Annotated in this window: 22 protein-coding genes; 16 read left to right on the top strand and 6 right to left on the bottom strand. The window is 69.5% G+C overall.

Annotation, left to right across the window (positions count from 1 at the left end; all coding sequences use genetic code 11):
- The first annotated feature begins 76 nt into the window (after positions 1-76).
- From alr to tsaD, 5 genes are read left to right on the top strand one after another with little or no spacing between them, the layout of a single operon-like run.
- Positions 77-1,297: an alanine racemase gene (gene alr, locus ACTWQD_RS05500; RefSeq protein WP_443195166.1), complete on the top strand. Its 1,221-nt coding sequence runs from the start codon at positions 77-79 to the stop codon at positions 1,295-1,297.
- A complete protein-coding gene (tsaE, locus tag ACTWQD_RS05495; RefSeq protein WP_443195165.1) occupies positions 1,294-1,932 on the top strand; it encodes a tRNA (adenosine(37)-N6)-threonylcarbamoyltransferase complex ATPase subunit type 1 TsaE in 639 nt (212 codons plus the stop codon). Before alr ends, tsaE begins: the two co-directional genes overlap by 4 nt.
- Positions 1,932-2,603, top strand: coding sequence for a tRNA (adenosine(37)-N6)-threonylcarbamoyltransferase complex dimerization subunit type 1 TsaB (gene tsaB / locus ACTWQD_RS05490; protein ID WP_443195164.1), 672 nt, complete (start codon positions 1,932-1,934; stop codon positions 2,601-2,603). The genes tsaE and tsaB overlap by 1 nt, the downstream gene beginning before the upstream one ends.
- Before the next feature lie 47 nt (positions 2,604-2,650).
- A complete protein-coding gene (gene rimI / locus ACTWQD_RS05485) occupies positions 2,651-3,163 on the top strand; it encodes a ribosomal protein S18-alanine N-acetyltransferase (protein ID WP_443195529.1) in 513 nt (170 codons plus the stop codon).
- Entirely contained in the window at positions 3,160-4,260 is a 1,101-nt protein-coding gene (gene tsaD / locus ACTWQD_RS05480; protein WP_443195163.1) for a tRNA (adenosine(37)-N6)-threonylcarbamoyltransferase complex transferase subunit TsaD, read from the top strand. The genes rimI and tsaD overlap by 4 nt, the downstream gene beginning before the upstream one ends.
- Before the next feature lie 37 nt (positions 4,261-4,297).
- Here the strand turns inward: tsaD and ACTWQD_RS05475 are convergent, their stop codons facing one another.
- Complete coding sequence (locus ACTWQD_RS05475; RefSeq protein WP_443195162.1) at positions 4,298-5,449, bottom strand: glutamate--cysteine ligase; 1,152 nt, start codon at positions 5,447-5,449, stop codon at positions 4,298-4,300.
- A 123-nt stretch (positions 5,450-5,572) separates the two neighbouring features.
- On the opposite strand from ACTWQD_RS05475, the gene ACTWQD_RS05470 reads away from it, so the two are divergent.
- Positions 5,573-7,342 carry a glycoside hydrolase family 3 N-terminal domain-containing protein gene (locus tag ACTWQD_RS05470; protein WP_443195161.1) on the top strand — a complete coding sequence of 590 codons (1,770 nt, stop codon included), beginning with the start codon at positions 5,573-5,575 and terminating at the stop codon, positions 7,340-7,342.
- Positions 7,343-7,397: 55 nt separating this feature from the next.
- Positions 7,398-8,219: a shikimate 5-dehydrogenase gene (locus tag ACTWQD_RS05465; protein ID WP_443195160.1), complete on the top strand. Its 822-nt coding sequence runs from the start codon at positions 7,398-7,400 to the stop codon at positions 8,217-8,219.
- A 38-nt stretch (positions 8,220-8,257) separates the two neighbouring features.
- Here the strand turns inward: ACTWQD_RS05465 and ACTWQD_RS05460 are convergent, their stop codons facing one another.
- Entirely contained in the window at positions 8,258-9,514 is a 1,257-nt protein-coding gene (locus ACTWQD_RS05460) for a THUMP-like domain-containing protein (protein WP_443195159.1), read from the bottom strand.
- A 57-nt stretch (positions 9,515-9,571) separates the two neighbouring features.
- Between ACTWQD_RS05460 and ACTWQD_RS05455 the strand changes: the two genes are divergently transcribed.
- The 3 genes from ACTWQD_RS05455 (at position 9,572) to groL (ending at position 12,199) form a co-directional block, all read left to right on the top strand.
- Complete coding sequence (locus ACTWQD_RS05455; protein ID WP_443195158.1) at positions 9,572-10,000, top strand: hypothetical protein; 429 nt, start codon at positions 9,572-9,574, stop codon at positions 9,998-10,000.
- A gap of 215 nt (positions 10,001-10,215) precedes the next feature.
- Entirely contained in the window at positions 10,216-10,512 is a 297-nt protein-coding gene (gene groES / locus ACTWQD_RS05450; RefSeq protein WP_066437027.1) for a co-chaperone GroES, read from the top strand.
- A 76-nt stretch (positions 10,513-10,588) separates the two neighbouring features.
- The gene (groL, locus tag ACTWQD_RS05445) at positions 10,589-12,199 is read left to right on the top strand and encodes a chaperonin GroEL (RefSeq protein WP_443195157.1); all 1,611 of its coding nucleotides are present in this window, start codon (positions 10,589-10,591) and stop codon (positions 12,197-12,199) included.
- Between the two features lie 104 nt (positions 12,200-12,303).
- On the opposite strand, the gene ACTWQD_RS05440 is transcribed toward groL, so the two are convergent.
- Entirely contained in the window at positions 12,304-12,903 is a 600-nt protein-coding gene (locus ACTWQD_RS05440; protein ID WP_443195156.1) for a dihydrofolate reductase family protein, read from the bottom strand.
- Between the two features lie 58 nt (positions 12,904-12,961).
- On the opposite strand from ACTWQD_RS05440, the gene ACTWQD_RS05435 reads away from it, so the two are divergent.
- The 4 genes from ACTWQD_RS05435 (at position 12,962) to ACTWQD_RS05420 (ending at position 20,340) form a co-directional block, all read left to right on the top strand.
- Complete coding sequence (locus ACTWQD_RS05435) at positions 12,962-14,485, top strand: ATP-dependent DNA ligase (protein ID WP_443195155.1); 1,524 nt, start codon at positions 12,962-12,964, stop codon at positions 14,483-14,485.
- Positions 14,486-14,630: 145 nt separating this feature from the next.
- The gene (locus ACTWQD_RS05430) at positions 14,631-16,709 is read left to right on the top strand and encodes an acyltransferase family protein (RefSeq protein WP_443195154.1); all 2,079 of its coding nucleotides are present in this window, start codon (positions 14,631-14,633) and stop codon (positions 16,707-16,709) included.
- Between the two features lie 178 nt (positions 16,710-16,887).
- On the top strand, positions 16,888-18,399 hold the full coding sequence (gene guaB, locus ACTWQD_RS05425) for an IMP dehydrogenase (protein WP_443195153.1): 1,512 nt from the start codon (positions 16,888-16,890) through the stop codon (positions 18,397-18,399).
- 99 nt (positions 18,400-18,498) lie between these two features.
- The gene (locus ACTWQD_RS05420) at positions 18,499-20,340 is read left to right on the top strand and encodes an ABC transporter ATP-binding protein (protein WP_443195152.1); all 1,842 of its coding nucleotides are present in this window, start codon (positions 18,499-18,501) and stop codon (positions 20,338-20,340) included.
- Positions 20,341-20,484: 144 nt separating this feature from the next.
- Here ACTWQD_RS05420 and ACTWQD_RS05415 read toward each other — a convergent pair whose 3' ends face one another.
- The 3 genes from ACTWQD_RS05415 to ACTWQD_RS05405 all read right to left on the bottom strand — a co-directional run bounded on the left by ACTWQD_RS05415 (position 20,485) and on the right by ACTWQD_RS05405 (position 23,856).
- Positions 20,485-22,386, bottom strand: coding sequence for a S8 family serine peptidase (locus ACTWQD_RS05415; RefSeq protein WP_443195151.1), 1,902 nt, complete (start codon positions 22,384-22,386; stop codon positions 20,485-20,487).
- Positions 22,387-22,534: 148 nt separating this feature from the next.
- Positions 22,535-23,155: a hypothetical protein gene (locus ACTWQD_RS05410; protein WP_443195150.1), complete on the bottom strand. Its 621-nt coding sequence runs from the start codon at positions 23,153-23,155 to the stop codon at positions 22,535-22,537.
- Between the two features lie 35 nt (positions 23,156-23,190).
- Positions 23,191-23,856 carry a hypothetical protein gene (locus tag ACTWQD_RS05405; RefSeq protein WP_443195149.1) on the bottom strand — a complete coding sequence of 222 codons (666 nt, stop codon included), beginning with the start codon at positions 23,854-23,856 and terminating at the stop codon, positions 23,191-23,193.
- Between the two features lie 73 nt (positions 23,857-23,929).
- Between ACTWQD_RS05405 and ACTWQD_RS05400 the strand changes: the two genes are divergently transcribed.
- Positions 23,930-25,066, top strand: a complete 1,137-nt coding sequence (locus ACTWQD_RS05400; RefSeq protein ID WP_443195148.1) for a GuaB3 family IMP dehydrogenase-related protein — start codon at positions 23,930-23,932, stop codon at positions 25,064-25,066.
- Between the two features lie 73 nt (positions 25,067-25,139).
- Positions 25,140-26,891: a glycerol-3-phosphate dehydrogenase/oxidase gene (locus tag ACTWQD_RS05395; RefSeq protein WP_443195147.1), complete on the top strand. Its 1,752-nt coding sequence runs from the start codon at positions 25,140-25,142 to the stop codon at positions 26,889-26,891.
- Positions 26,892-26,939 lie beyond the last annotated feature (48 nt).

The raw sequence follows: 26,939 nt of genomic DNA, 5'->3' as shown, positions 1-26,939 counted from the left end.
GCATGTCCCGTGGCGGCGGGCAGGCTGCGCCCGGGCCGAATTAAGCCCCGCGCCATGCCACCCCTAGAATCGTTGAGTGACTTACCCAGCAGCAACAGGTGACCTCCCGACCGTCCCCGAGGCTCCGGCAGCCTACGCCGAAGAACGCTCCGCGGTCATCGACCTCGCGGCCATCCGGCACAACGTCCGCCGCCTCGCTGCGGTGGCGTCGCCGGCGCAGGTGATGGCGGTGGTCAAGGCCGACGCCTACGGCCACGGCGCCGTTCCGGTGGCCCGCGCAGCGCTCAGCGCCGGAGCCAACTGGCTGGGAACCGCCCACATTTCCGAGGCACTGGCCCTGCGCGCCGCGGGCATCGACGCCCCGCTCCTGGCCTGGCTGCACACCCCGGAGAGCAACTTCGCCGCCGCAGTGGCCGCCGGGATCGACATCGGCTGCTCGGGCTGGGAACTGCGGAACATCGTCGCGGCCGCCCGCGAACAGGAACGGCCGGCCCGGGTGCACCTCAAGGTGGACACCGGTCTGGGCCGCAACGGGGCCACCATGGACGCCTGGGACAGCCTGGTGGGCGAGGCCATGGAATACCAGGACCAGGGCCTGCTGCGGGTGGTGGGGGTCTTCTCGCACCTTGCCGTCGCCGACGAACCCGACCGCCCGGAAACCGACGAGCAGCTCGCGGCCTTCCGGGAGGCCCTCGCGATCGCCCAGGACGCCGGCGTGGACCCGGAAGTGCGGCACCTCGCCAACACCCCGGCCACCCTGTCCCGGCCGGACACACATTTTGACCTGGTCCGCACCGGGCTGGGCCTCTACGGCCTGTCGCCGTTTGAGGGGCAGAGCCCGGACGAGCTGGGCCTCCGCCCCGCCATGACGATCCGCACCGTGGTGTCGCACTGCAAGGACGTCCCGGCCGGGCAGGGCGTCTCCTACGGCCTGAACTACCGCACCGGCAGCACCAGCACCCTGGGCCTTATCCCGCTGGGCTATGCCGACGGCGTCCCCCGGATCGCCACCGGAGGCCCGGTCCGCGTGGACGGCGTGACCTACCCCGTGGTGGGCCGCATCGCGATGGACCAGATGGTGATCGACCTCGGCCCGCTCAACGTTTCCGCCGGCGGGCGCAGCGTGCTCGGTGCCGAAGCAGTGCTGTTTGGCGACGGCGCCGACGGCGGGCCCACCGCAGACGACTGGGCCCGCGCGGCCGGCACCAACAACTACGAGATCGTCACCCGGATCAGCCCCCGCGTACCGCGGCGCTACATCAACGAAGACCCCGCCAGCGACGGGCCGCGCCCGTGAGCCAGGCAGCCTGGGAACGGACCCTGCACGTCCGGACCGCGGACCAGACGCACGCCCTGGCGGCGGCACTCGGCGGCCAGCTGCAGGCGGGGGACCTGCTGGTCCTCACCGGTGAGCTGGGGGCAGGGAAGACCACCTTCACCCAGGGCCTGGGGGAGGGCCTGGGGGTCCGCGCCGGCATCATTTCGCCCACTTTTGTGCTGGTCCGCATCCACCCGAACCTGCCCGACGGTCCCCGGCCGGGCGGCCCGGACTTGGTGCACGTGGACGCGTACCGGCTTGGCTCGGCGTCGGAAATCGATGACATCGACCTGGAAAACACCATGGACAGCGCCGTGACCGTGGTGGAGTGGGGCCGGGGCCGCGTGGAACACCTCAGCGAGAGCCGGCTGGAAGTGGACCTGCTCCGGAGCCTCGGCGGCAGCAGTCCTGAGGTCAGCGACGCCGGCGGACCCGGCGGGGAGGCGCCCGCCGACGGCACGGCCGTGCTGGACTTTGACACCGAGGACGACGACGAACCCCGCACCATTGTGATCCGCGGCTTCGGCCCCCGCTGGGTGCAGCCGCCGGCGGCGCTGCCTCCCGAGCCGGCACCCGCAGCCGACCCCCGGCACCACCGTATGGAAGGGCACTGATGCTGATCCTCGCCATTGACACCTCGGCCGTGGCCAGCGCCGCGCTGGTCTCCGACGACACCCCGGAATCCCTGGTGGGCAGCTTCGCCACCGAGGACACCCGGAGCCACGCCGAGGTGCTGGCGCCCGGCATCGAGGAGCTCCTCGCGGAGGCCGGCCTCACCGGCGACGACGTCGATGCCCTGGTCACCGGGGTGGGCCCGGGACCGTTCACCGGGCTGCGTTCGGGCATCGTGACCGCACGCACCCTGGCGTTCGTCTGGGGCAAACCGCTCTACGGCGTCATGAGCCTGGATGCCATCGCCCTGGAGGTGGCGGAGTCCACCGACGCCGCACCGGAGTTCATCGTGGCCACGGATGCCCGCCGGAAAGAGGTCTACTGGGCCCGGTATGCCCTTACCGCCGGGCAGCTGCCGCGGCTGGTGGACGGCCCGCACGTCGGCTTCGCGGCGGACCTTCCGGACCTTCCCGTCTACGGTGCCGGCGCCGGTCTCTACGCCGACGTCGTCAAGGCAGTCCCTGAATTCAGCGCCAGCCAGCCGGAGGCCCTGTCGCTGGGCCAGTTTGCCCTCGCCCGGCTCGCTGCGGGGGAGCAGCTGCTCGAGTCCACACCGCTGTACCTGCGCGAGTCCGACGCCCAGGTGCCCGGTCCGCGGAAGCGTGCCCTGTGACCGCCGCCGGAACGGCCCGGCTGCCCGCCGGGGTGGCGCTGCGCGGGATGACCGCGGCGGACATCCCCGCCGTGCACGAACTCGAGTGCCGGCTGTTCCCGGTGGACGCGTGGCCGCTGCAGATGTTCGTGGCCGAGCTCGCACAGGCAGAAACCCGGCACTACGTCGTGGCCGAACGGTCCGGGCAGATCGTGGGCTACGCGGGGCTGATGTGCATCCGCCCCATCGCGGACGTCCAGACCATCGCCGTCGTGCCCGAAGAGGAAGGCCGGGGCATCGGCTCAGCACTGCTCACCGAACTCATCGGGGAAAGCAGGCTGCGCCGGGCCGAGGACGTGCTGCTGGAAGTCCGGGCCGACAATCCGCGTGCCCAGCAGCTCTACCACCGCTACGGCTTTGAACAGATCCATGTCCGGCCCCGCTACTACCGCGACGGCGTCGACGCGCTGATCATGCGGCTGCGCCTTGGCGCCCCTGAAACAGCCGCCCCCGAACCAGGCGCCCCGGAAACAGGAGCCTCCGAACCCGACACGACGCCGAGGGAAGCAGACCGCCCATGACCCACTCCCAGCCAGGCCAGCCGCTGGTCCTCGGCATCGAATCCTCCTGCGACGAGACCGGCGTCGGGATTGTCCGCGGGACGGAGCTGCTGACCAATACGGTCTCCTCCTCCATGGAGGAACACGTCCGGTTCGGCGGCGTGATCCCGGAAATCGCCTCCCGCGCACACCTGGACGCGTTCGTCCCCACGCTCCGCGAGGCGCTGGCGGAGGCCGGCGTGACCCTGGAGGACATCGACGCGATTGCCGTCACCTCCGGACCGGGCCTGGCGGGTGCCCTGATGGTGGGCGTCTGCGCCGCCAAGGCTCTCGCCGTCGCCACCGGCAAACCGCTCTACGCCATCAACCACCTCGTCGCGCACGTCGGCGTCGGGCTGCTTGAGACGGACGACGGCGGCCGGCCGGCGTCCGCCGCCCTGCCGGAGAATCTGGGCGCCCTGCTGGTCTCCGGCGGCCACACCGAAATCCTGCGGGTCCGGAACATCACCGGGGACGTTGAGCTGCTCGGGTCCACCATCGATGACGCCGCCGGCGAAGCGTACGACAAGGTGGCCCGGCTCCTGGGCCTGGGCTACCCGGGCGGCCCCGCGATCGACAAGCTGGCACGCACCGGCAACGCCAAGGCCATCCGCTTCCCGCGGGGCCTCAGCCAGCCCAAGTACATGGGGACCGCGGAGGAACCCGGCCCGCACCGCTACGACTGGTCGTTCAGCGGACTCAAGACCGCCGTCGCGCGCTGCGTGGAGCAGTTCGAGGCCCGCGGCGAGGAGGTGCCGGTGGCCGACATCGCCGCCGCGTTCCAGGAGGCCGTGGTGGACATCATCACGTCCAAGGCGGTGCTGGCGTGCCGGGAGAACGGCATCACCGAGCTGCTGCTGGGCGGCGGGGTGGCGGCGAATTCGCGGCTGCGCCAGCTCACGGAACAGCGCTGCACCGCCGCCGGGATCCGGCTGACCGTCCCGCCGCTGGCCCTCTGCACCGACAACGGCGCCATGGTCGCGGCGCTCGGCGCGCAGCTGGTGATGGCGGGGGTTGCCCCGAGCGGCATCGGCTTCGCCCCGGATTCCTCGCTGCCGGTCACCACCGTCTCGGCCTGAGGCAGGCGGGGCCGGACGCCGGATTCAGGCGGCAGATTCAGGCCTGGGGGCCTTTGCGCATCTGCTCCACCAGGTCCAGTACGACGGCGCGCAGGTCGCCGCCGTGCTCCGCCGCAACGCGCCGCTGCCGCTGGTACCCGGCGCCGCGCTCGATGATCTTCAGGACGTCGGCCAGCTCCGCGGTGCAGCCCAGCTTCGCCGCGACCGGCTCCAGCCGCGCCACCGTCTCGCGGATATGGTCGGTGACCAGCTGCTCATTGCCGGCGGCGTCGAGGATGATGATGGCGTCCAGCCCGTAGCGGGCCGCGCGCCACTTGTTCTCCTGCACATGCCACGGCGGCATGGTGGGGATGGTGCCGCCATTGTCCAGGGTGGTGGAGAACTCGTCCACCAGGCACTGCGTCAGGGCGGCGATGGCGCCCACTTCCTCCAGCGTGGACAGGCCGTCGCAGATGCGCATCTCGATGGTGCCCAGGTTCGGGACCGGGCGGATGTCCCAGCGGATCTCGGAGAGCGCGTCGATCACGCCGGTGGTGAACATGTCCTGGGCGTACGCCTCGAAGTCTTCCCAGCGGGCGAACTGGAACGGCAGCCCGGCGGTGGGCAGCTGCTGGAACATCAGCGCGCGCTGCGAGGCGTAGCCGGTGTCCTCCCCGCCCCAGAACGGGCTGGAGGCGGACAGTGCCTGGAACTGCGGGAAGTAGTTGACCAGGCCGTCCAGTACCGGAAGGACCTTGTCCCGGCTGTCCAGGCCCACATGGACGTGGACGCCGTAGATCACCATCTGGCGGCCCCACCACTGCGTGCGATCAATGAGCTTGGCGTAGCGCTCCTTGTCCGTCACAGGCTGCAGCTGCGGCGGGCTGAAGGGGTGGCTGCCGGCGCAGAACACCTCCACGCCCATGGGGTCGGTGACGTCCCGCACCGCCTGGAGCGAACTGAGCAGGTCAGCTTTCGCTTCCGCAACCGTGGTGCAGATGCCGGTGACGAGTTCCACGGTGTTCAGCAGCAGTTCCTGCTTGATGTGGGGGTGCTCGTCATCCTCATTGAGTTCGGGATGCGCGGCGGCCACGCCGCGGAGCACTTCCTGCGCCACGGAGGCCAGCTCGCCCGTTTCCGCGTCGACGAGGGCCAGTTCCCATTCCACACCAAGAGTTGATTGCCTGGATGAAGCGAAATCAATCTTCATGTGGTCCCTTCATTGTTCAGCTGTCGATGTCCGTGCCTGAGCCGGCTGCGCCATGGGGGGATCCGCCGGACAACCGGCGGGGCAACGGTGGTCCAAGTCTAGTGCAGGGGTAGCATCGAACCGGTGGCCAGATTGCAGCGAACCCGTGACAGTGTTCACAAAAGACTCCGGATAGGGGCGGCCCTGACGGCGGTTCTGGGACTCGTCATCGGAACCGCCTCCTGCTCCGGGCCTCCGACGGCGGATCCCGGGGGAAGTGCCAACGACCCCGCCCGAACAGCCCCGACGGCCCCGCCAGCCCCGGCAGCCCCTTCCGGGCACCCGCCCGAAGCCCCCGGGGGAGCTGACACCCCCGACATCCCCGACGGCCTGCCCCGCGCCGGAACCCGTCCGCTCGGCTGGGGCCCGCAGCAGCGGGACGCGAACGCCGCGGCGCGGGCGGTGGCAGCGATGTCCCCCGAGCAGCAGGCGGGGCAGGTTCTGATGCCGTTCTACCGCGGGCGGGACCACAGGGCGCAGGCGGACGTCATCGAGCGCCTGCAGCTGGCCGGGTCCATCATCATGGGGGACAACGTCCCGGGAACACCGGATGGCACGGTGGACACCGCGGCGATGCACGGCGTCACCAGCCGGCTCCAGGCCGCGGCGCGGTCCGGCGGGCGCTGGTGGCCCGGCCTGGTGGGCGTCGACCAGGAAGGCGGCGTGGTGGCCCGGCTGCGGGCGCCGCTGACCGAGTGGCCAGCCCCGATGAGCTACGGCGCGGCCGGCAGCGGACCCCTCGCGGGTGCCGGCGGCCAGGCAATGGCCGCCGAACTGGCGGGCCTCGGCTTCAACACGAACTTCGCCCCGGCCTCCGACGTCACCATGGGCCCGGCCGACCCCACCATCGGCGCCCGGTCCATGTCCGGCGACGCCGGCGCGGCGTCAGGCTTCGGCGTTGCCTTCTCGCAGGGGATGCTGGCCGCCGGGCTCCTGCCCGCCGCGAAGCACTTTCCCGGCCACGGCTCGGTCACCGTGGATTCCCACGCCGGGCTGCCCGTCCAGGGCGCAAGCCTGGACCAGCTCCGGGCCCGGGACCTGGTGCCCTTCCAGGCCGCCATCGACGCCGGCCTGCCGATGGTCATGGCCGGGCACATCGATGTCCCCGCGCTGCAGGCCGGAGTGCCCGCCTCGGTGTCCCCGGCGGCCTACGCGGAACTGCGGAGGATGGGGTTCCAGGGCGTCGCCGTCACCGACGCCCTCAACATGGCCGCGGTCAAGGACCGGTACCCCAATGACTCTGCCGCGCCGCTGGCCCTGGCCGCCGGCGCCGACCTGCTCCTGATGCCCGTGAACGTGGAATCGGCCCACGCCGCGATCATCGGCGCGCTGCACAGCGGTGCCCTGCCGCCGGAACGGCTTGCCGAGGCGGCCCAGCGCGTCGTCACCATGATGATCTGGCGCGGCCGCACCGGCGCCGGGGCGGGGACACCCCCGGGCAGCGGCGCCGAAACCTCACGCGACGTCTCCGAAGCGGCCATCACCGTGCTGGCCGGCCCGTGCCGCGGGCCGATCGTGCCCGCCAGCGTCCGCGTCACCGGCGGCACGGCCGAGGACCGGGCCCGCTTTGCCGCCGCCGCGCGGACGGCCGGCATCCGTGTCGGGGCGGGACCACTGGTCTCCCTGATCGGGCGCGGCGCCACGGCGGCAGCGGAGGACGGCGCTGCCGTGGCGGTGGCGCTGGATGCGCCGTGGCCGCTGGCGGAGTCGGACGCGCCGGCCAGGATCGCCCTGTACGGCCGCAGCCAGGGGGCCTTCGACGCGCTGGCCGCCGTGCTGGCCGGTCATGCCACAGCCCCCGGAAACCTGCCGGTCGCCGTCGGGCCGCAGCCGCCGGGAACCGGCTGCGGCTGAAACGCCGGGCCCGGCAAACCGCCCTTGACCTGCCGGCCTGGCGTTTAATGGGGTGGTGCCCATCCTGAATAAAGACATGACCCTCTGCATCTCGCTCTCGGCCCGGCCGAGCAACAACGGGACGCGTTTCCACAACCACCTGTACGAACAGCTGGGCCTGAACTGGATTTACAAGGCCTTCGCCCCCACGGACCTCGTCCAGGCGATCGCCGGCGTGCGCGGCCTCGGAATCCGCGGCTGCGCCGTGTCCATGCCGTACAAGGAAGATGTCATCGCCCTCGTGGACGTGATGGACCCCTCCGCGAAGGCCATCGACTCGGTCAACACGATTGTCAACGACGGCGGCCGGCTCACCGCCTACAACACCGACTACACCGCGATCGAACAGCTGCTGCAGCGCAACGCTGTCCCGGCGTCGCACTCGGTGCTGCTGCGGGGCGCCGGCGGCATGGCCAAGGCCACCGCGGCAGCGCTGCGCGATGCCGGGTTCCGCGACGTCACCATCGTGGCGCGCAACGAGGAAGCCGGCCGGGCGCTCGCCGGGCTCTACGGTTTCGCCTGGCGCGCCGACGTCGAACCCTCCGCCACAGCCGACATGATCATCAACGTCACCCCCATCGGCATGGCGGGCGGCCCGGAGTCCGGCTCGCTGTCCTTCCCGCAGGAGGTGATCGACGCCGCGAAGGTGGTGTTCGACGTCGTGGCGCTGCCGGCCGAAACCCCGCTGGTCCAGGCCGGCCGGGCGGCTGGCAAAACCGTGATCACCGGGGCGGAAGTGGCCACCATCCAGGCGCTGGAACAGTTTGTCCTGTACACGGGGATACGCCCCAGCGACGCCCAGGTCCGGGCGGCCGAGGACTTCATGCGGGCCCAGTAGCCCGCCGGTTCCTGAAATCTAAAGACCGGGTGCCGGTCCTAGACCGGCTCCACCACAACGGCCACCCGCTCCTCGCCTATCCTGGTCAGGACCAGGGTGGCCGTTTTCTTGCCGCTTTTCCCCGACGCCTTCCCTGCTGTGTTTTTCCCTGCTGTGTTCTTCCCTGAGGGGAGGAGCTGTTTGCGCAGCTCCTCCGGCGTGACCGACGTGCCGCGCTTCTTGATGTCCAGGACGCCGATGCCCTGGTCCTTCACCCAGGCCTTGAGGGCCTTGACGTTGTAGGGCATCACCTCGAGCACCTTGTAGGCCCGGGCGAACGGCGAGTCGTGCAGTTCCGGGGCGCAGATGTAGGCGATGTGTTCGTCCACCAGGTGCCCGCCCAGCTGGAGGGCGACGTCGGCCACCAGCCCCGCGCGGATGACGGCGCCGTCAGGCTCGTAGAGGTACCCCTCCACCGGCCCCACCGGGGCAACCGGGCCGCCGTCGAAGTCCTCGGAACTGGTGAGCTCCGCTGCCCCCGCGGGGCCCAGGACCAGGGCCGCCCGCCGGATGCCCGGCCGCCGGACTGCGTTGAACCACAACGCCACTTCGGTCACGTCCCCGCCCACCGAGACCCACTGGGCTTCACAGTCCACGGGCACGGAATCGTGCGGCATGCCAGGGCCCATCTTCACGCCCACGGCCAGGCCCGCGGCGGCCAGGGATTCGACGAAGGACAGCGGCGGGGAGAAATCCTCCGGGTCCCAGATCCGCTTCGTGCCAGATGTGGACGTGGTCCGGCGGGCCGGGTCCAGCCATACGCCGTCCATCCCGTCCAGGTCCACCGCCGTCGCGTCCGCGTGGACCACGGTGGCGTTCCGGAAGGGGATCAAGTTCATCGTGGCGCAGGCCGCCGTCGTCTCATCCATTTCCACCGCCGTGACCCGGAGGTCCAGGGACGCGAGTGCCATGGCATCGGCGCCGAGTCCGCAGCCCAGGTCGGCCACGTGCTGCACGCCGGCTTCCGCGAAACGCTGCGCATGCCGGGCCGCCACCGTGAGCCGGGTGGCCTGCTCAAGGCCCGCCTGGGTGAAGATCATCTGCCGGGCGAACTCGCCGAACTTGGCCTCGGCCTTGGTCCGCAGCCGCGACTGGGTGAGCACGGCGGAGACGAGTTCGGGGGAGTGTCCGGCCTTCCGGAGGGACGCGTTGAGGCGGAACGCCTCGTCCTCCCGGTACGGGCCCAGCGACGCCAGCAGCTCCCAGCCCTCGGGGTTGAGAAGGGGCGCGATCTGGTCCTGGGGTGCGTCAGCCATGGGATCAAGCCTAGTTCAGGGCGCGGCCGGTCCGTTCCGACCGATAGGCTTGACGGCATGGATTACAGCGGCACGGCAAACAATGGCACGGACGAGAACTACCGGCCGGACGCCGACGCTCCCCAGGACGGCGACGGCGGCGGCCGCCCCGCCCGCCGGGGGCTCGCCCGCTACGCCCGGCCGGCGCTGATCGCCGGAATCGCGATCGCGGGGATCTGCGCCGCGCTGCTGGTCATCATCTTCTTCCTGGACTCCTTCAACGCCACCGTCTATTCGGTGGGCGGCAAGGACATTGCGGACGCCACCGATGAGGCGAAGGACATCCGCGACAACTACGCCGCTGTCCGCGCCGGCGGCATTGCCTTCCTGGCCGCCGGGACCGCACTGGCCGCGGCGGGCGCCCTGGTGATCTACCGGCACCGGAACGAACGGGCCGCCGAGGACGGCGAGGACGTGGACTTCGAGGACCTGGGCGGGCGGGCGTAAACCTCCTCCCCGGCGTTCACCGGGAACGAACTTCTGGCACTCGCCTTGACCGAGTGCTAACTCCTTACATAGAGTCGTCATTAGCACTCTCCCTAGGAGGGTGCTAACACCTGAAGCTTTGCAGCCAGGCTGCTGCCGGCACCGCGACGACGGTCTGCATGCCTTGGCGCCACCGCTTTAAAGTCCACGAATTTGCTGACGAAAAGGAGAGGTCCTTGTCGGTCTCTATTAAGCCTCTTGAGGATCGTATTGTTGTCCGCCCGCTCGAAGCCGAGCAGACCACGGCTTCCGGCCTGGTTATCCCGGACTCCGCACAGGAGAAGCCGCAGGAAGGCGAAGTTGTCGCAGTAGGCCCCGGCCGCTTCGACGACAACGGCAACCGCGTTCCGGTCGACGTCACGGTCGGCGACGTTGTCATCTACTCCAAGTACGGCGGAACTGAAGTCAAGACCGGCGGCACCGAGTACCTCGTGCTGTCCGCCCGCGACGTCCTGGCGATCGTCGTAAAGTAACTCTCTTGGACCCCGCGCCGCCGATCCTTCTTTGACGGGTCAGTTGCGCGGGGTTCTGTCTTGAAAGGACAAAACCATGGCAAAGCAGCTTGCGTTTGACGACGCTGCCCGCCGGTCGCTTGAAGCCGGCATCGATAAGCTCGCCAACACGGTCAAGGTGACGCTCGGCCCGCGCGGCCGCAACGTCGTGCTGGACAAGAAGTGGGGCGCCCCCACGATCACCAACGACGGCGTCACCATCGCCCGTGAAGTCGAACTGGACGACCCGTACGAGAACCTTGGCGCGCAGCTTGCCAAGGAGGTCGCCACCAAGACCAACGATGTTGCCGGCGACGGCACCACCACCGCCACGGTGCTGGCCCAGGCTCTGGTCAAGGAAGGCCTCCGCAACGTTGCGGCCGGCGCAGCTCCCGGCCAGATCAAGCGCGGCATCGAGGTCTCGGTTGAGGCCGTGGCTGCCCGCCTGCTGGAGAACGCCCGCCCGGTCGAAGGCACCCAGGTCGCCAACGTCGCGTCCATCTCCGCCCAGAGCGACGAGGTCGGCGAGCTGCTGGCCGAGGCGTTCGGCAAGGTCGGCAAGGATGGTGTGATCACCATCGAGGAGTCCTCCACCACGCAGACCGAACTGGTCCTCACCGAGGGCATGCAGTTCGACAAGGGCTACCTGTCCCCGTACTTCGTCACCGACGCGGAACGCCAGGAAGCCGTCCTCGAAGACGCCCTGATCCTGATCAACCAGGGCAAGATCTCCTCGGTCCAGGACTTCCTGCCGCTGCTGGAAAAGGCGCTGCAGAGCTCCAAGCCGCTGTTCATCATCGCCGAGGACGTCGAGGGCGAGGCCCTCTCCACGCTGATCGTCAACCGCATCCGCGGCACCCTGAACGTTGTTGCCGTCAAGGCCCCGGGCTTCGGCGACCGCCGCAAGGCCATGCTGCAGGACATCGCCACCCTCACCGGTGCGCAGGTTGTCTCCCCGGAGCTGGGCCTGAGCCTGGACACGGTGGGCCTCGGGGTGCTGGGTACCGCCCGGCGCATCACGGTCACCAAGGACAACACCACCATCGTTGACGGCGCCGGATCGGCCGAGGACGTCGCAGCCCGGGTTTCCCAGCTGCGCGCCGAGCTGACCCGCACCGACTCCGACTGGGACAAGGAAAAGCTGCAGGAACGCCTGGCCAAGCTGGCCGGCGGCATCGGCGTCATCAAGGTCGGCGCCGCCACCGAGGTGGAGCTCAAGGAAAAGAAGCACCGCATCGAAGACGCTGTGTCCTCGACCCGCGCCGCCCTCGAAGAGGGCATCGTGGCCGGCGGCGGCTCCGCCCTCATCCACGCCCTCAAGGCGCTCGATGAGGATCCGGCCGTCCAGGCCCTCGAAGGTGACGCGGCTGCCGCCGTCGGCATCGTCCGCCGGGCCCTGACCCAGCCGCTGCGCTGGATCGCCCAGAATGCCGGCTTCGACGGCTACGTCGTCGTCGCCAAGGTGGCCGACGCGGCCATCAACCAGGGCTTCAACGCCAAGACCGGCGAGTACGAGGACCTGATCAGCGCCGGCGTCATCGACCCGGTCAAGGTCACCCGTGCGGCTCTCCGCAACGCGGCGTCCATCGCGGCACTGGTGCTCACCACGGAAACCCTCGTGGTCGAGAAGCCGGCCGAAGAGGACGAGCACGCAGGCCACAGCCACTGACCTTCGCGTCAACGGCACACCGCCGCAACAAAAAACCGGTCCAGCAATGCTGGGCCGGTTTTTTGTGTGCCATGGATGGTTCCGGGCCAGGCCGGCCCGGGCCGTCAGGCCGTCATTTCCTGCGTTTTTACGCCGCCCGCAGGCTCGTAGACCAGCGAGACGGCACCCGCGGGGAAGCTGCGCGCCGGCTCGGCGAGGCGGAACGTGGCGGGCACCGCTCCGCCGTCGAAGAGACGTCTGCCCTGCCCGAGGACCACCGGGTACAGCCAGAGGTGGAGGCGGTCCAGGACCCCTGCCGCCAGCAGCGAGCGGATGAGGACCCCGCTGCCGAACATGTGCACCTGCCGGTACTGGTCCCGGAGCCCGCCCGCTGCCGCGGCATCCGGAAGGACCATGGTGCCCGCCCACGCGGGGTCCTGCAGGGAAGATGACACAACGAACTTGGGCACCCGGTTGAGTGCCCCGGCGATCGCATCCGCTTGGTGGGGCCAGTAAGCCGCGAAGATGTCGTAGGTTCTCCGGCCGAGGAGGAGGGCATCCATCGTCGCGATGTCGGCCGCGATGGCAGCGCCGGATCCTTCATCGGACACGGGCGCCTGCCAACCGCCGAAAACGAAGCCGCCTTCGGGGTCTTCTTCACGGCCGCCCGGCGCCTGGTAGACGCCGTCGAGGGTGATGAACAGGTTCGCCACGATGATCCCCACGCGCCCATTGTGGAAGCAGCACGCGGACGATGTCCAGTGCCATGGCAGGATTGGTGCCATGCTGCTCCTTGAGCTCGTGGAAACCACAACAGCCGTCGCATCAACTCGGTCCCGGCTGGCCAAGGTGGATGCCCTGGCCCAGCTTCTGGGCCGGCTTGAGCCGGCGGAGATCCCGACGGCGGTGGGACTGCTTAGTGCCAAGCCCCGCCAGGGCCGTGTGGGCGTGGGCTGGAGCGGCATGGCGGCGGCCAAGGAAGAACCGGCCGCGGAGCCCAGCCTCACCGTGGCCGATTTTGATGCCGCGCTGGACCGGCTCCTGGCAACCGCCGGTACCGGTTCGGGCGGGGAGCGGGCCGCCATCCTCCGGACGCTGATGGCGGCGGCCACCGCGTCCGAGCAGTCCTTCATCGCCGGCGTGCTGCTCGGGGAACTGCGCACCGGCGCCCTGGAGGGAGTGCTGACGGATGCCGTGGCCCGCGCCGCTGGCAGGCCCGTAGAGGCGGTGCGCCGTGCGGCCATGCTGTCCGGCGACCTCGGGGGTGCCGCCCTCCTGGCGCTCACCGGCACCCCGGCCGAGCTGGACGCCGTCGGCCTGGTGGTGGGCCGTCCGGTACAACCCATGCTCGCCGCGACCGCCGGGAGTGCCCGTGCAGCCCTGGAAGCCACGGGGGAGGCCTCGGTGGAATACAAGCTCGACGGCGCCCGCATCCAGGTGCACCGCTCCGGCAACGACGTGCGCATCTACACCCGGAACCTCGCGGAGGTGACACACCGGCTGCCCGAGGTGGCGGACCTGGTCCGCGGGCTGCCGGTGCAGGACGTGATCCTGGACGGCGAAACCCTCGCCCTGGACGAGGACGGCGCGCCGCGGCCCTTCCAGGAAACCATGTCCCGCTTCGGTGCCGACGCAGTCCGGGAAACGCTGCTGCACCCCTGGTTTTTCGACGTGCTGCACATCGACGGACGCGACCTGCTGGACGAACCGCTGGCCACCCGCATTGAGGTCCTGGAGCGCGTGGCACCCGCGCACCGGATTCCGGGGGAAATCACCGCCGATCCTGAGGTTGCCGAGCGGGTGTCGCGGGATGCACTCGCCGCGGGCCACGAGGGCGTGGTGGTGAAAGCCATCGGATCGGCCTACGCTGCCGGACGGCGCGGATCCAACTGGGTGAAGGTCAAACCGGTGCACACCTATGACCTGGTGGTGCTCGCGTGCGAATGGGGCTCGGGCCGCCGCACCGGCATGCTCTCCAACCTGCACCTTGGCGCCCTGGACCCCGGCGGCGAGTTCGGCGAACCCGGCGGCTACGTCATGGTGGGCAAAACCTTCAAGGGCCTCACTGACGAACTGCTGCGCTGGCAGACCGGGAGGTTCCAGGAGCTCGAGGTGCGGCGCACGGCCGGCACCGTCTGGGTTGAGCCGGTCACCGTCGTCGAAATAGCGATCGACGGCGTGCAGCAGTCGCCGCGTTACCCGGGCGGGATCGCCCTGAGGTTTGCGCGCGTCAAGCGCTACCGGGAGGACAAGGCCCCGGCGGACGCGGACACAATCCAGACCCTGCGCGGCCTGCTGCGGCCGTAGCGAAGACCTCGCCAGCGCGCCACAGGAGGGCCGCCCGGCCCGTGGAAGACCGGCGCGGCGGCGGTTTCCCGGCCGCCTGAATTCGCCAGAGAAATTACGGATCGGTAACATTGATGCTTTGGAAACCGGCCTGAAGGGGCTCTCTGTGTCGAATCAGCGAACCATCACCAGCCCGAAGGAAGCTGCGGCGGGTTCGCCGGCGCGCGCAAAAACAGGCTACCGGCCCGAAGTCCAGGGGCTGCGTGCCCTCGCGGTGCTGATGGTGGTCACCTACCACGTGTGGCTGGGGCGCGTCTCCGGCGGCGTGGACATTTTCCTTTTGATCTCGGCATTCCTGATGACCCTCAGCTTTGCCCGCAAGGTCGAGGCCGGCAAGCCCCTGCGCCTGGCGAGCCACTGGCTCCACCTGCTCAAGCGGCTGCTGCCCGCCGTTGTGGTGGTGGTCCTCGGCGTCCTGGCCGGCACCCGCGTGGTCCTGCCCCAGAGCCGCTGGCCGGATGTGCTGGACCAGGCATGGGCCTCCTTGCTGTACCGCCAGAACTGGCTTCTGGCGGACACCGCCGTCGACTACTACGCCCAAGACCACGCCGGGGCCAGCCCGCTGCAGCACTTCTGGTCGCTGTCGATCCAGGGCCAGGTGTTCGTGCTCTGGCCGCTGGTGTTCGCCGGGGCGGCCCTGCTGCTGCGGTTCCTGCACCGGACCCCGGTGGGGGAGAGGGTGAGCTACCCGGCGCTCCTGGCTGCGGCCTTCGGCGCCATCTTCGTGGTGTCGCTGGTGTTCTCCATCGAGCAGACCGCCACCAACCAGGCCTACGCCTACTTCGACACCCGCACCCGGCTGTGGGAGTTCGCCCTCGGCTCTCTCCTGGCCCTCGCCCTGCCGCACCTCAAACCCGGCAAGGTGCTCCGGGTCGTCCTGGGCTGGACCGGCCTCGCCGCCATGCTCTCCTGCGGGCTGCTGCTGACCGTGGACCGCTCCTTCCCCGGCTTCATCGCGCTGTGGCCCACGCTGGCCGCGGCGGCCATCATCGTCGCCGGGCGGAGCGGCAGCCGCTTCGGCGTGGACCGTTTCCTGACCTGGAAACCGCTCGTGGCGCTGGGGGACAACTCCTACGCCCTGTACCTGTGGCACTGGCCGCTGCTGGTGCTGTCCCTCGCCGCCACGGGCATCGCAGCGCCCAACCTCCTCCAGGGCCTGCTGATCGTCGCCGCATCCATCGTGCTGGCCGTGCTGACCACCCGGTTCGTGGAGAAGCCGCTGCGCGAATGGCACTGGCCCCAGCGCCGCGTCTGGCGCACCGCCGTCGTAATCGCGGCCTGCGGCGCCCTGCTCGCGGGACCGGTCTCCGTGTGGCAGAGCAAAATGATGGCGGACGAGGCCGTCGCGGCCGCGCAGCCGAAGGAGCTGACCCCCGGCGCCGCCGCCCTTGCCCCCGAAAACGCGGGCAAGCCGACGCCGGAGGCCAAGATCATTCCGGCGCCCGTGGCCATGAAGAACGAGTGGGCCGACATCGACGGGCTGTGCACGGACGGGAACGTCCCCGCGGACCCGCTACTGGCAGGCTGCCTGCAGAACAGCCGCCCGGACACCGTCACCAAACGCATCGTGGTGCTCGGCGACTCCCACGCCCAGCAGTACATGGCGGCGCTGGGACCCATCGCCCGTGCCCACGGCTGGGAAGTGGTCACCCTCCTGAAGGGCAACTGCCGCTTCGGCGGTGAATCCCCGGAACGGGACGCCGAATGCAACGCCTTCAACAAGGCCAGCGCGCAGTACGTCCTGGACCACAAGCCCGACGCCGTCTTCACCGTCGCGTCGCTGACGCACAAGGAAGCGCCCTTCGAAACAGAGGTGCCGCAGTACCTCGAGGGGATCAGGCCCTTCACCGAGGCCGGCATGGAAGTGGTGGGCATCCGCGACAACCCCCGGTTCGCCACGAACATGCCCGAATGCGTCCAGAAAAAGGGTCCTGACGCCGCCGACTGCAACGTGCCGCTCGGGGAGTCCCTCGCCGCGTCCTCACCGCTGGACGCGTACCGCGGGCAGGTGCCGGGGCTGTACCTGATGGACCTCAGCGACTTCATCTGCGCCGGCGGAACCTGCCCGGCCGTCGTCGGGAACGTGTACGTGTACAAGGACGACAACCACCTGACCAAGACGTACGTCCAGACCATGATCCCCATGTTTGAGCAGCGACTGCTGGCGGCCACCGGCTGGACGTAACGGGCCGCCGTCACCCGGCCGGTGCCGTTGCTCACATTACTGCCCCGGAATATGGGGATCGGCGCCAAGGTTCTACTATTTATTCAACACTTCTGCACAGGCCATGCCCGTAATGACGGGCTGGTCATCTGTTGCAACCCCTACCCGTGAACCCGCAACCAAGGTAAGAGGCGCACTCATGACCCAGCCCGAACACGACCCCTTCGGCTTCATTGGACTGACCTACGACGACGTCCTCCTGCTGCCCGGCCACACGGACGTGATCCCGTCCGAAGCCGACACCTCGTCCCGGATCTCCAAGCGCATCTCGGTGCAGACCCCGCTGCTGTCCGCCGCGATGGACACCGTCACCGAGTCGCGCATGGCCATCGCCATGGCCCGCCAGGGCGGCCTCGGCGTCGTCCACCGCAACCTCTCCATCGCCGACCAGGCCGACCAGGTGGACCGGGTCAAGCGCAGCGAGTCCGGCATGATCACCAACCCCCTCACCATCGGCCCGGAAGCCACGCTGGCCGAGCTCGACGAGATCTGCTCGCACTACCGGGTCTCCGGCCTGCCAGTCGTCGACGAGGGCATGCGCCTGCTGGGCATCGTCACCAACCGCGACACCCGCTTTGTGCCGGAGGCCGACTTCGCGATCCGGCTGGTCAGCGACGTTATGACCAAGATGCCGCTGGTCACGGGTCACGTCGGGATCAGCCGCGAGGAAGCCTCCCACAAGCTGGCCACCAACAAGATCGAAAAGCTCCCGCTCGTGGACGAGCAGGGCCGGCTCAAGGGCCTCATCACCACCAAGGACTTCACCAAGGCCGAGCAGTACCCGCTGGCCACCAAGGACGACGAGGGCCGCCTGCGCGTCGGCGCGGCCATCGGGTTCTTCGGCGACGGCTGGGAGCGGGCCATGGCCCTGATCGACGCCGGCGTGGACGCCCTCTTCGTCGACACGGCCAACGGCCACTCCCAGGGTGTGCTGGACATGATCAGCCGCCTGAAGTCCGATCCGGTGGCGGCGCACGTGGACGTCATCGGCGGCCAGGCCGCCACCCGCGAAGGCGCCCAGGCGCTGATCGACGCCGGTGCAGACGGCATCAAGGTGGGGGTTGGTCCCGGCTCGATCTGCACCACGCGTGTGGTCGCCGGCGTCGGCGTCCCGCAGATCACCGCCATCTATGAGTCCGCCAAGGCCGCCATTCCTGCGGGCGTGCCGCTGATCGCCGACGGCGGGCTGCAGTACTCGGGCGACATCGGCAAGGCGCTGGTCGCCGGCGCGGACACCGTGATGCTCGGCTCCCTGCTGGCCGGCTGCGACGAGTCCCCGGGCGACCTGATCTTCGTCAACGGCAAGCAGTTCAAGCTCTACCGCGGCATGGGCTCGCTCGGGGCGATGCAGACCCGCGGCAAGAACACCTCCTACTCCAAGGACCGCTACTTCCAGGCCGACGTCTCCGGCGATGACAAGCTCATCCCCGAAGGCATCGAGGGCCGGGTGGCCTACCGCGGCCCGCTGGCCTCGGTGGCGTACCAGCTGGTGGGCGGCCTCCGCCAGACCATGTTCTACACCGGCGCCCCGACCGTCCCGGAGCTCAAGGCCCGCGGCAAGTTCGTCCGGATCACCGCGGCCGGGCTGAAGGAATCCCACCCGCACGACATCCAGATGACGGTGGAGGCACCGAACTACGGTTCGCGCTGACCCGCGCTGACTCCGCGAAATGCAGGCCATGGGGATCCCACCCCATGGCCTGCTGGTGTCTGCGGCCGTCATGGCGGCGGCCCCAACTAGGCTGGAGCCATGTCCGAACTCCTGCCCGCGCGTGAGCCCAAGCGGAAACTCGCGCTGAGGCCCTACGCCCGGGCCGTGGCCCAGGTGCTCCGCGTCAGCTTCCGGGCCTCGCCCGCCGCCGTCGTGATGAAGGTGCTGGGGTCGCTGATCTCGGCGCTGCTGCCGCTGGTCACCACCTACTTCGCGGCGCTGACGACGACGGCCCTCGCGGCGGCCTACGCGGGCGACGCCGAGGCCGGGCAGCAGGCGATCGTCTACGTCATCATCACCGCGGCGCTGGGACTGTTCTGGGGCGCGTTCAGCAGCGTGGACCGCTACATCCAACAGCTCATGAGCTTCAAGGTGGGCGCGATCGTGGGCGACCTCATGTATGAGCGCTTCCTGGCCCTCGACTTCTGGCGCTACGACGACAAGGAAACGGTGGACCTGTACGACCGGGCCAAGCGTTTCTCCGACTCCTACGCCCGGGTCCTGGACCGGATCGCCGCCATCTTCACCCAGCTCGTCTCGGTGATTCTCGCCATCGGCGCGCTGCTGCTGGTCAGCTGGTGGATCGCGGTGATCGTCCTGGTCGCGATTGTGCCCAGCGTGTACCTGCAGTTCAAGCTCTCCCGCGAGCAGATCGCGCACTGGAACACCCAGGTCGACTCGCGCAGGCAGCGGCGGATGATCGAAACCAACCTCCTGCGGCCCCAGCACATCGCCGAGATGCGCCTCTACGGGATCGTCGGGTACCTGATGGGGCTGCGGTCGCGGCTGCGCGACGCGGACGAGCGGCGGCGGCTGGATTTCCAGAAGCGCTACATCCCCAAACAGCTCGCCGCGGACGCCCTGCAGTACGGCGCCGAAGTGGTGTCGCTGATCTGGGTGGTGGGGCAGATCATCGCCCGGGCCCAGCCGGTAGGGCAGTTCCTCTACGTCCAGCAGATCGTCAGCCGGGCCCTGTCCACCGCCAACAGCCTGGTCTCCTCGCTCAGCTCGATCGACGAGGACCTCGCGAACCTCAAGGACTACGAGCTCTTCATGGCGATGCCCGTGCACTCCGACTCGGCCCCGCCGCTGCTGCAGGCGCCCAGGACCGTGGAGCTGCGGGACATCCGGTTCACCTACACCGGCAGCGAACTGGAGGTCATCAAGGGCATCTCGCTGACCATCCATGAGGGCCAGCACATCGCGATCGTGGGGGAGAACGGGGCAGGCAAGTCCACCCTCATCCGGATCCTCGCCGGGCTCTACCGCCCCGACTCCGGGCAGGTGCTGCTCGACGGCGTCGACCTCGCCGCCGTCGACGTCAAGTCCTGGCACCGCCATCTGGCGGTCCTCAGCCAGGAGTTCCTGAAGTACGAGTTCGCCACCGCCGCGGAGAACATCCTGTTCGGCGACGTCGAGTCCCCGCGCGACGACGACCGGATCCGCCGCGCCGCCGCCGACGCCGAGGCCCTGGAGTTCATCAACAAACTGCCGAACGGCCTGGACAACCACGTCAGCAACTGGATGGAGGATCCGCGCGGACGGAAGGGGAGCGGGCTGTCCGGCGGCCAGTGGCAGCGGCTCGCGATGGCACGGAACTTCTACCGGAACGCTTCCTTTATGGTGATGGACGAGCCCACCTCGGCCATCGACGCCCTCGCCGAACACCGGATCTTCACCCGGCTCTTCGCCGACCGCAGCAGCACCATCATCGCCATCAGCCACCGCCTCGCCACGATCGAGAAGGCCGACGTCGTCTACATGCTCGAGGACGGCCGGATCGTGGAACAGGGGACCCACAAGGAGCTGGTGGCCCTGCGCGGCCGCTACTTCCGGATGTTTGAATCCCAGCTCTCCGTAGACGAGGCCGAGGGGACCTGACCCGCCGGGGGCACAAGAATGAGCATGCCCTCCGCCGGCGGCGTCCGGTGGACATAGTGGCCATATGCCCACTCCGGGGCACAAGGAATGGGCATGCCCTCCCTGCGGGGAGGACATGCCCATTGTTGGAGGCGCCCGGTGGTACTACGAGGTGGTCACCGAGGTGTCGTCCACGAAGAAGTAGGTCTTGAGCGAGGAGTCCTCCACGCCGAGGAAGCGCAGGGTGACGCTCTTTCCCTTGAACGAGGACAGGTCCAGGGTCTTCAGCACGTAGCCGGTGGACTTGTTCAGGTTGGAGTAAGTGGCCAGGGTGCTGGTGACGCCGCCGCTGATGGCCTGGACCTTCAGCGTGTCGTAGGCGGTGCCGGTGGTGGTCTCGTCCGTCAGGGTCTTGAGGTAGAAGGACAAGGTGGAGCCGGAGACGGAGGCCGGGACGGTGATGGTCTGGTCGAGCGTGTACGTCGTCGCCGACCCCCAGCCGTTCAGGCCCGCGAAGCCGCTGCCGGTGCGGGCGCTGGTTCCGGTTTCAAAGGTGTCCGCGCGGTTGGAGGTCCAGGACGCCGCGCCGCTCTCGAAGCCCGGGTTCAGCAGCAGGTTGCCCGACGGCGGCGGGGTGGTGCCGCCGAGCAGGGCCATGGTGGCCGTGGCATCGGAGAGGCCGGCGCCGCAACCCTTGGTGCAGCCGCCCGGCATGGCCCGGGTGCCCTGCCGGAGCGTGGACTCCACCTGGGCCGGAGTGAGGGCGGGGGACTTGGACTTCATGAGGGCGACGAGGCCCGCCACGTGCGGGGTGGCCATCGAGGTGCCCTGGTAGCCGGCGTAGCCGGCGCCGCCCGGCGTCGTGGTTCCGGTGTTGATCGTGGAGAGGATGCCGCCGCCGCTGACCCGGGTGTCGCCGCCGGGAGCCGTGAGGTCCACGGTGGCGCCGTAGTTCGAGTAGTAGGACAGGGCGCCGCTCGGGTTGCTGGCCGCGACGGTGACTACTGAGTTGCAGTTGGACGGGCGGAAGCCGGATGCGTCCTGGTTGCTGTTGCCTGCCGCCACCACCACGGTGGTTCCCCGGGACACGGCGGCGTCGATGGCGGCCTGGTATGTGGTGCCGCACGCGCCGGAGCCGCCCAGGCTCATGTTGATCACCTTCGCCGGGTTGGCGTTGGCGGGCACGCCGGAGACGGTGCCGCCGGCGGCCCAGATGATGGCGTCGGCAATGTCTGAAAGTGAACCGCCGCACTTGGCCAGGACCCGGACCGGGACCACCTTCGCGTTGGGCGCGACGCCGGCGACACCGGCGGCGTTGCCCGTGACGGCGGCGACGGTGCCGGCCACGTGCGTGCCGTGCCACGAGGAATTAGAGGCGGCGGACTGCCCGCATTCGCCGGCGGCGTACCAGTCGCCCTGGTCCTGGGCGTTGGCGTCCCGGCCGTTCCCGTCCCGGGCCGCCGTGGCGTCCGAGACGAAGTCATAGCCGGCCAGCACGTTGCTGTCCAGGTCCGCGTGCGCGGTGATGCCGGTGTCGATCACGGCGACGGTGGACCCGGTGCCGGTGGAGACGTCCCACGCACCCGGGATGCGCATGCCGTTCGCCGCGGTGAAGTCCCACTGCTCGGGGTAGCGCTGGTCGTTGGGCGTCAGCACCGCCGTCATGCGGGCATCGGGCTCGACGGCATCGACCTGGCCGGAGGCGGCGATCTCGTTCATGAAGTCCCGGGCGGCCTGGTCGGAGAGGGCCTTGTCGGAGGCGATCAGGGTTGCCCCGGTGGCCAGGGCTCGCAGCTCCTTGACACTGACCCCCTGCTGCCGGGCGGCCTGGCCCCAGGCGTTGGCGCGGCCGCTGGGGGTGGCGTTCCCGGGGGTCTTCTTGAAGCTCACAATGAACTGCGTGTACGCCTCGCCGGCGTTGACGTCCGGCGCCGGGACGTTCTCCGAGGCGACAGGTCCGGTGCCGGGGGCGGCAAACGCCGGACTGACGGCGAGGGTCATGGTGCCGACGACGGCGGCCAGCGACAGGGCCAGGACGCGGGACTTCCTGAGTGATGCACTTCCCATGGGTTCTGCTTTCTACGGCCGGGCACAGCGGATCGCCCGGAACTGGGTGTGGAGGCCGGCGGGCGAGATCCCCGGCCGGCCGAAAGCAAACGTAAAGGGATTTTCAGGATTTGTAAATAGTTGACAATTCCTGTCAAGTCGATGTGGGCTATCGATTATTTCCGTGGGTCCGAACCACTGTCGTCCGGACCCGTGCCAGGCTGGGATCCGGGGGAACGCTGCTGAACCCGAACGTGACGGCGGGCCGGATGGCGGCCAGCGCCCCGGCGTCGCCGCCGTCCCATTGCACGCTCGCCGAGTCGATGCGGTGCAGGTCAGTCACGCCGTAAAACTCCTGCCGCCCGCCGCGGGCTGCGCCCGCGGTGCGGACCCCGGCGCTGAGCCGGGCTGCGAGCGGGCTGATGGCCCGCAGCCACCGCGGATGCACGGCCACCGGCCGGGGGACCAGCCGGGCAAGGGCGCCGAGGCTTGTCCGGGCCCCGACGGCGGCGCGGATCCGGAGCGGGCCGGCGTCCACCCTGAGCCGGTGCCCGCTGCGGGAGGCGGCGACGTCGACCACCCGGACCTCATCGAAGTTGTAGACCTCGGCGATGAACCCGCCCACCTCAGCGGACGGGGCGAGGAGGATCCGGTGGCCGGACGGCAGTTGCACCATGGCGTCGGCGAAGGCCCCGAAAGGGGACTGCTGCCAGAAACCCACCACCACGCGCAGGCCGGACTCCGTGCCGATCCCGGCGATATGCCCGTCGAAGACCCAGCGATTCGTCATCCCGCCAGACTACTGGCCGCGGTTCCGCTCCTCCTCTACAGGGGGCCGTAAGCCGCGTTCCCGTGCGGGTCCCGCCAGACCGCCAGATCACCTTCCACTGCTGCGCGGAGCCCCGGGTCCGTCTGGACCCTGCGCCGGAAGGACCGCCGGGCCCGTCCCAGGACAACGGACGGGACAAGGATGAGGGCTGCCAGGAGGGCCAGGAACAGCACGTACGCGCCGCCCAGGGCGAGCAGCGCCGCAGTTCCCCGGGAAGCGGTCCCCGGCAACGCTGTGGCCAGAATGCCGGCCAAAATGAGAGCCAGCACGGACACCATCGTGACGCCGCCGCGCGCCGACCCCGGGCCGCGGGCGATGAGGATCCTGTCCGTGTTCGGCAGTGTGGAACGGACGCGTTTCCAGGAGACCAGGCCCAGCGCCGTCAGCGCAGCGCCCAGCAGGCCGAGGATCAACACCCATGCGGGGTCGCCTGACAGGGCCGAGCCGAACCCGCCGGCCAGGAGCAGGAGGGGCCCGGATCCGATGGCGCTGCTCCAGGCGGCGGCGAGGGTGCCCTGAGCATCAGCCAGCTGCCGCAAGCGGGATGGCGCGGTGGGCGGACTGACCCGTGCCAGCTCCGGGGAGATCCAGTAGTCAAGGGGATGCTCGGCCCGGACCGCGGGGAAGGAAGTTGGGTCGCTCATGTAGTCATCAGTAGTCATTGCAGCCTTTCGGGCGGGCGGTCTCGGACCAGTCTAGGGATGTCACGTCCGTCCGCTGGGATAACCTAGACCAGTGACTTACGAGATTGAGATTGGCCGAGGCAAGCGTGGGCGTCGTGCCTACTCCCTGGATGACATTGCGATCGTCCCCAACCGACGGACGCGCGATCCCAAGGATGTGTCCGTCGCGTGGCAGATCGACGCCTACAAGTTCGATATGCCGGTCATCGCGGCGCCAATGGATTCGGCCATGTCACCGGAGACCGTCATCGCCCTGGGCCGCCTCGGCGGGCTCGGCGTCCTGGACCTGGAGGGCCTCTGGACCCGTTACGAGGACCCGCAGGCCGTCCTTGACCAGATCGCCGTGCTCGAGGACGAGACCAACAGCCCGGCCGTCACCCGCCGGATGCAGGAGCTCTACCAGGCACCGATCCAGCCGGAGCTGATCACGTCCCGGCTCGCGGAGATCCGCGCCGCCGGTGTCACCGTGGCAGGCTCCCTTACCCCGCAGCGCACCCAGGAACACTACAAAACCGTGGTGGCCGCAGGCGTCGACATCTTCGTGATCCGCGGCACCACCGTCTCCGCCGAGCACGTCTCGAAGGACCATGAGCCGCTCAACCTCAAGCAGTTCATCTACGAACTCGACGTTCCCGTCATCGTCGGCGGGGCCGCCGGGTACACCCCGGCGCTGCACCTCATGCGGACCGGTGCCGCAGGTGTCCTGGTGGGCTTCGGCGGCGGCGCCACAAGCACCACCCGCCGCGCCCTCGGCATCCACTCGCCCATGGCGTCCGCCATCTCCGACGTCGCCGCAGCCCGCCGCGACTACATGGACGAGTCCGGCGGCCGCTACGTCCACGTGATCGCCGACGGCGGCATGGGGGCCTCCGGTGACATCGTCAAGGCCATCGCCATGGGCGCCGACGCCGTGATGCTGGGCAGCGCTCTCGCCCGCGCCCAGGAAGCCCCGGGCAAGGGCTGGCACTGGGGCCAGGAAGCGCACCACCTTGAACTGCCCCGCGGAGACAGGGTCAACGTCGGCACCGTCGGGCCCCTCGAGGAGGTCCTCTTCGGGCCGGGCCACCACACGTCCGGAACGTCCAACCTGATCGGGGCACTGCGCCGTTCCATGGCGACCACCGGCTATTCGGACCTGAAGGAATTCCAGCGCGTCGACGTCGTCGTCTCGCCCTACGCCGGCAACTGACGCCCCCTGCCCATCCGGGGAACTTGGAAGTAGTGTGGTGCACTACCAGCTCTGATCCGGATGGAGGCGTGACATGAACAGTTTTCCCGGCGGTTCTCCCAAGGCCGGTGGTGCCCTTGGGCCTGCGGAACGCGAGGCATCACTCGCGGTACTCAGGGGCACCACGGACCCGGGCAAGGAACTCGACATCCTGATTGTCGGCGGCGGAATCGTCGGGACCGGCGCTGCGCTGGATGCTGTCACCCGCGGCCTGAGCGTCGGGATCGTCGAGGCCAATGACTGGGCCGCGGGCACCTCCTCGCGGTCCTCGAAGCTGATCCACGGCGGCCTGCGCTACCTGGAGATGCTCGACTTCGCCCTCGTCAAGGAGGCGCTGCACGAGCGCGGACTGATCCTCTCCGCACTCGCGCCGCATCTGGCCCGCCCTGTCCCGTTCCTCTACCCACTGACCAAGCCGTTCATGGAACGGCCCTACGTGGGCGCCGGCATCGCCCTGTACGACGCCATGTCCATCTCCACCGGCCAGCGCCGCGGCGTGCCATTCCACAAGCACCTGAGCCGCCGGGGGACCCTCCGCGCGGCGCCGAGCCTCAAGGACGATGCGTTCGTCGGCTCCATCCGGTACTACGACGGCCAGGTGGACGACGCCAAGTACTGTGCCAACCTGGTCCGCACCGCCGCCTACTACGGCGCGCATGCGGTGAACCAGATGTCCGTGGTCGACTTCCTCCGGGAAGGCGAACGCGTGGTCGGCGCGAAGGTGGTGAACCATGAGGACGGCACCTCCTTCAATATCAAGGCCAAGCAGGTCATTAACGCGACGGGCGTCTGGACGGACGAAACGCAGGCCATGGTCACCGACCGCGGGCAGCTCAAGGTGCGGGCGTCCAAGGGCATCCACCTCGTGGTGCCGCGGGACCGTTTCCAGTCGACCGTGGGGCTGATCCTGCGGACCGAGAAATCCGTTCTGTTCGTCATCCCCTGGGGCCGGCACTGGATCATCGGCACCACGGACACCGACTGGCACCTCGACAAGGCCCACCCCGCCGCGTCGAGCAAGGACATCGACTACATCCTGGAGCACGTGAACCAGGTGCTGAAACGTCCGCTCACCCGTGAGGACGTCGAGGGGGTTTACGCCGGGCTCCGCCCGCTGCTGGCCGGCGAGAACGATTCCACCGCCAAACTGTCCCGCGAGCACGTGGTGGCGCACCCGGTTCCCGGGCTGGTTGTGGTGGCCGGCGGCAAATGGACCACCTACCGGGTCATGGCCAAGGACGCCGTCGACGAGGCGACCCGCAGCATGGACGAACGCGTCCCGCCCAGCTGCACGGAATCCATTCCGCTGCTGGGCGCGAGCGGCTTCAAAGCCGCGTGGAACAAGCGGAACCGGATGGCCGAAGAGACCGGCGTCCATGTGGCGCGGATCGAGCACCTGCTGAACCGGTACGGTTCGATGGCGCCCGAAGTGCTGGCCCTCATTGAGGAAAAGCCTGAACTCGCGGAGCCCCTGCCGGGTGCCGACGATTACCTCGCCGCTGAAGCCGTGTACGCGGTGACGCACGAGGGTGCCCGCCATGTACAGGACGTGCTGACCCGGCGGACCCGGATTTCCATCGAGGCGTGGGACCGCGGTGTGTCCGCCGCGCCGGTAGTCGCTAAACTGATGGGAGATGTCCTCGGCTGGAGCGATGCCCAGCGCGAGGGTGAAATTAAGCATTACCTGGCCAGAGTCGACGCCGAACGGCTCAGCCAGGAGCAGCCGGACGACGAATCCGCTGACGCCGCACGGATGGGCGTCGAGGACATCGTTCCGCTGCGCTGACCGGCAGCGTCCGCCGGCAGCCCCAACCCGGGGCTGCCGGCGCATTGA

The organism is Pseudarthrobacter sp. 1C304 (assembly GCF_052245515.1).
Classification (GTDB): domain Bacteria; phylum Actinomycetota; class Actinomycetes; order Actinomycetales; family Micrococcaceae; genus Arthrobacter.
This window is presented reverse-complemented; position numbering and strand designations above follow the sequence as displayed.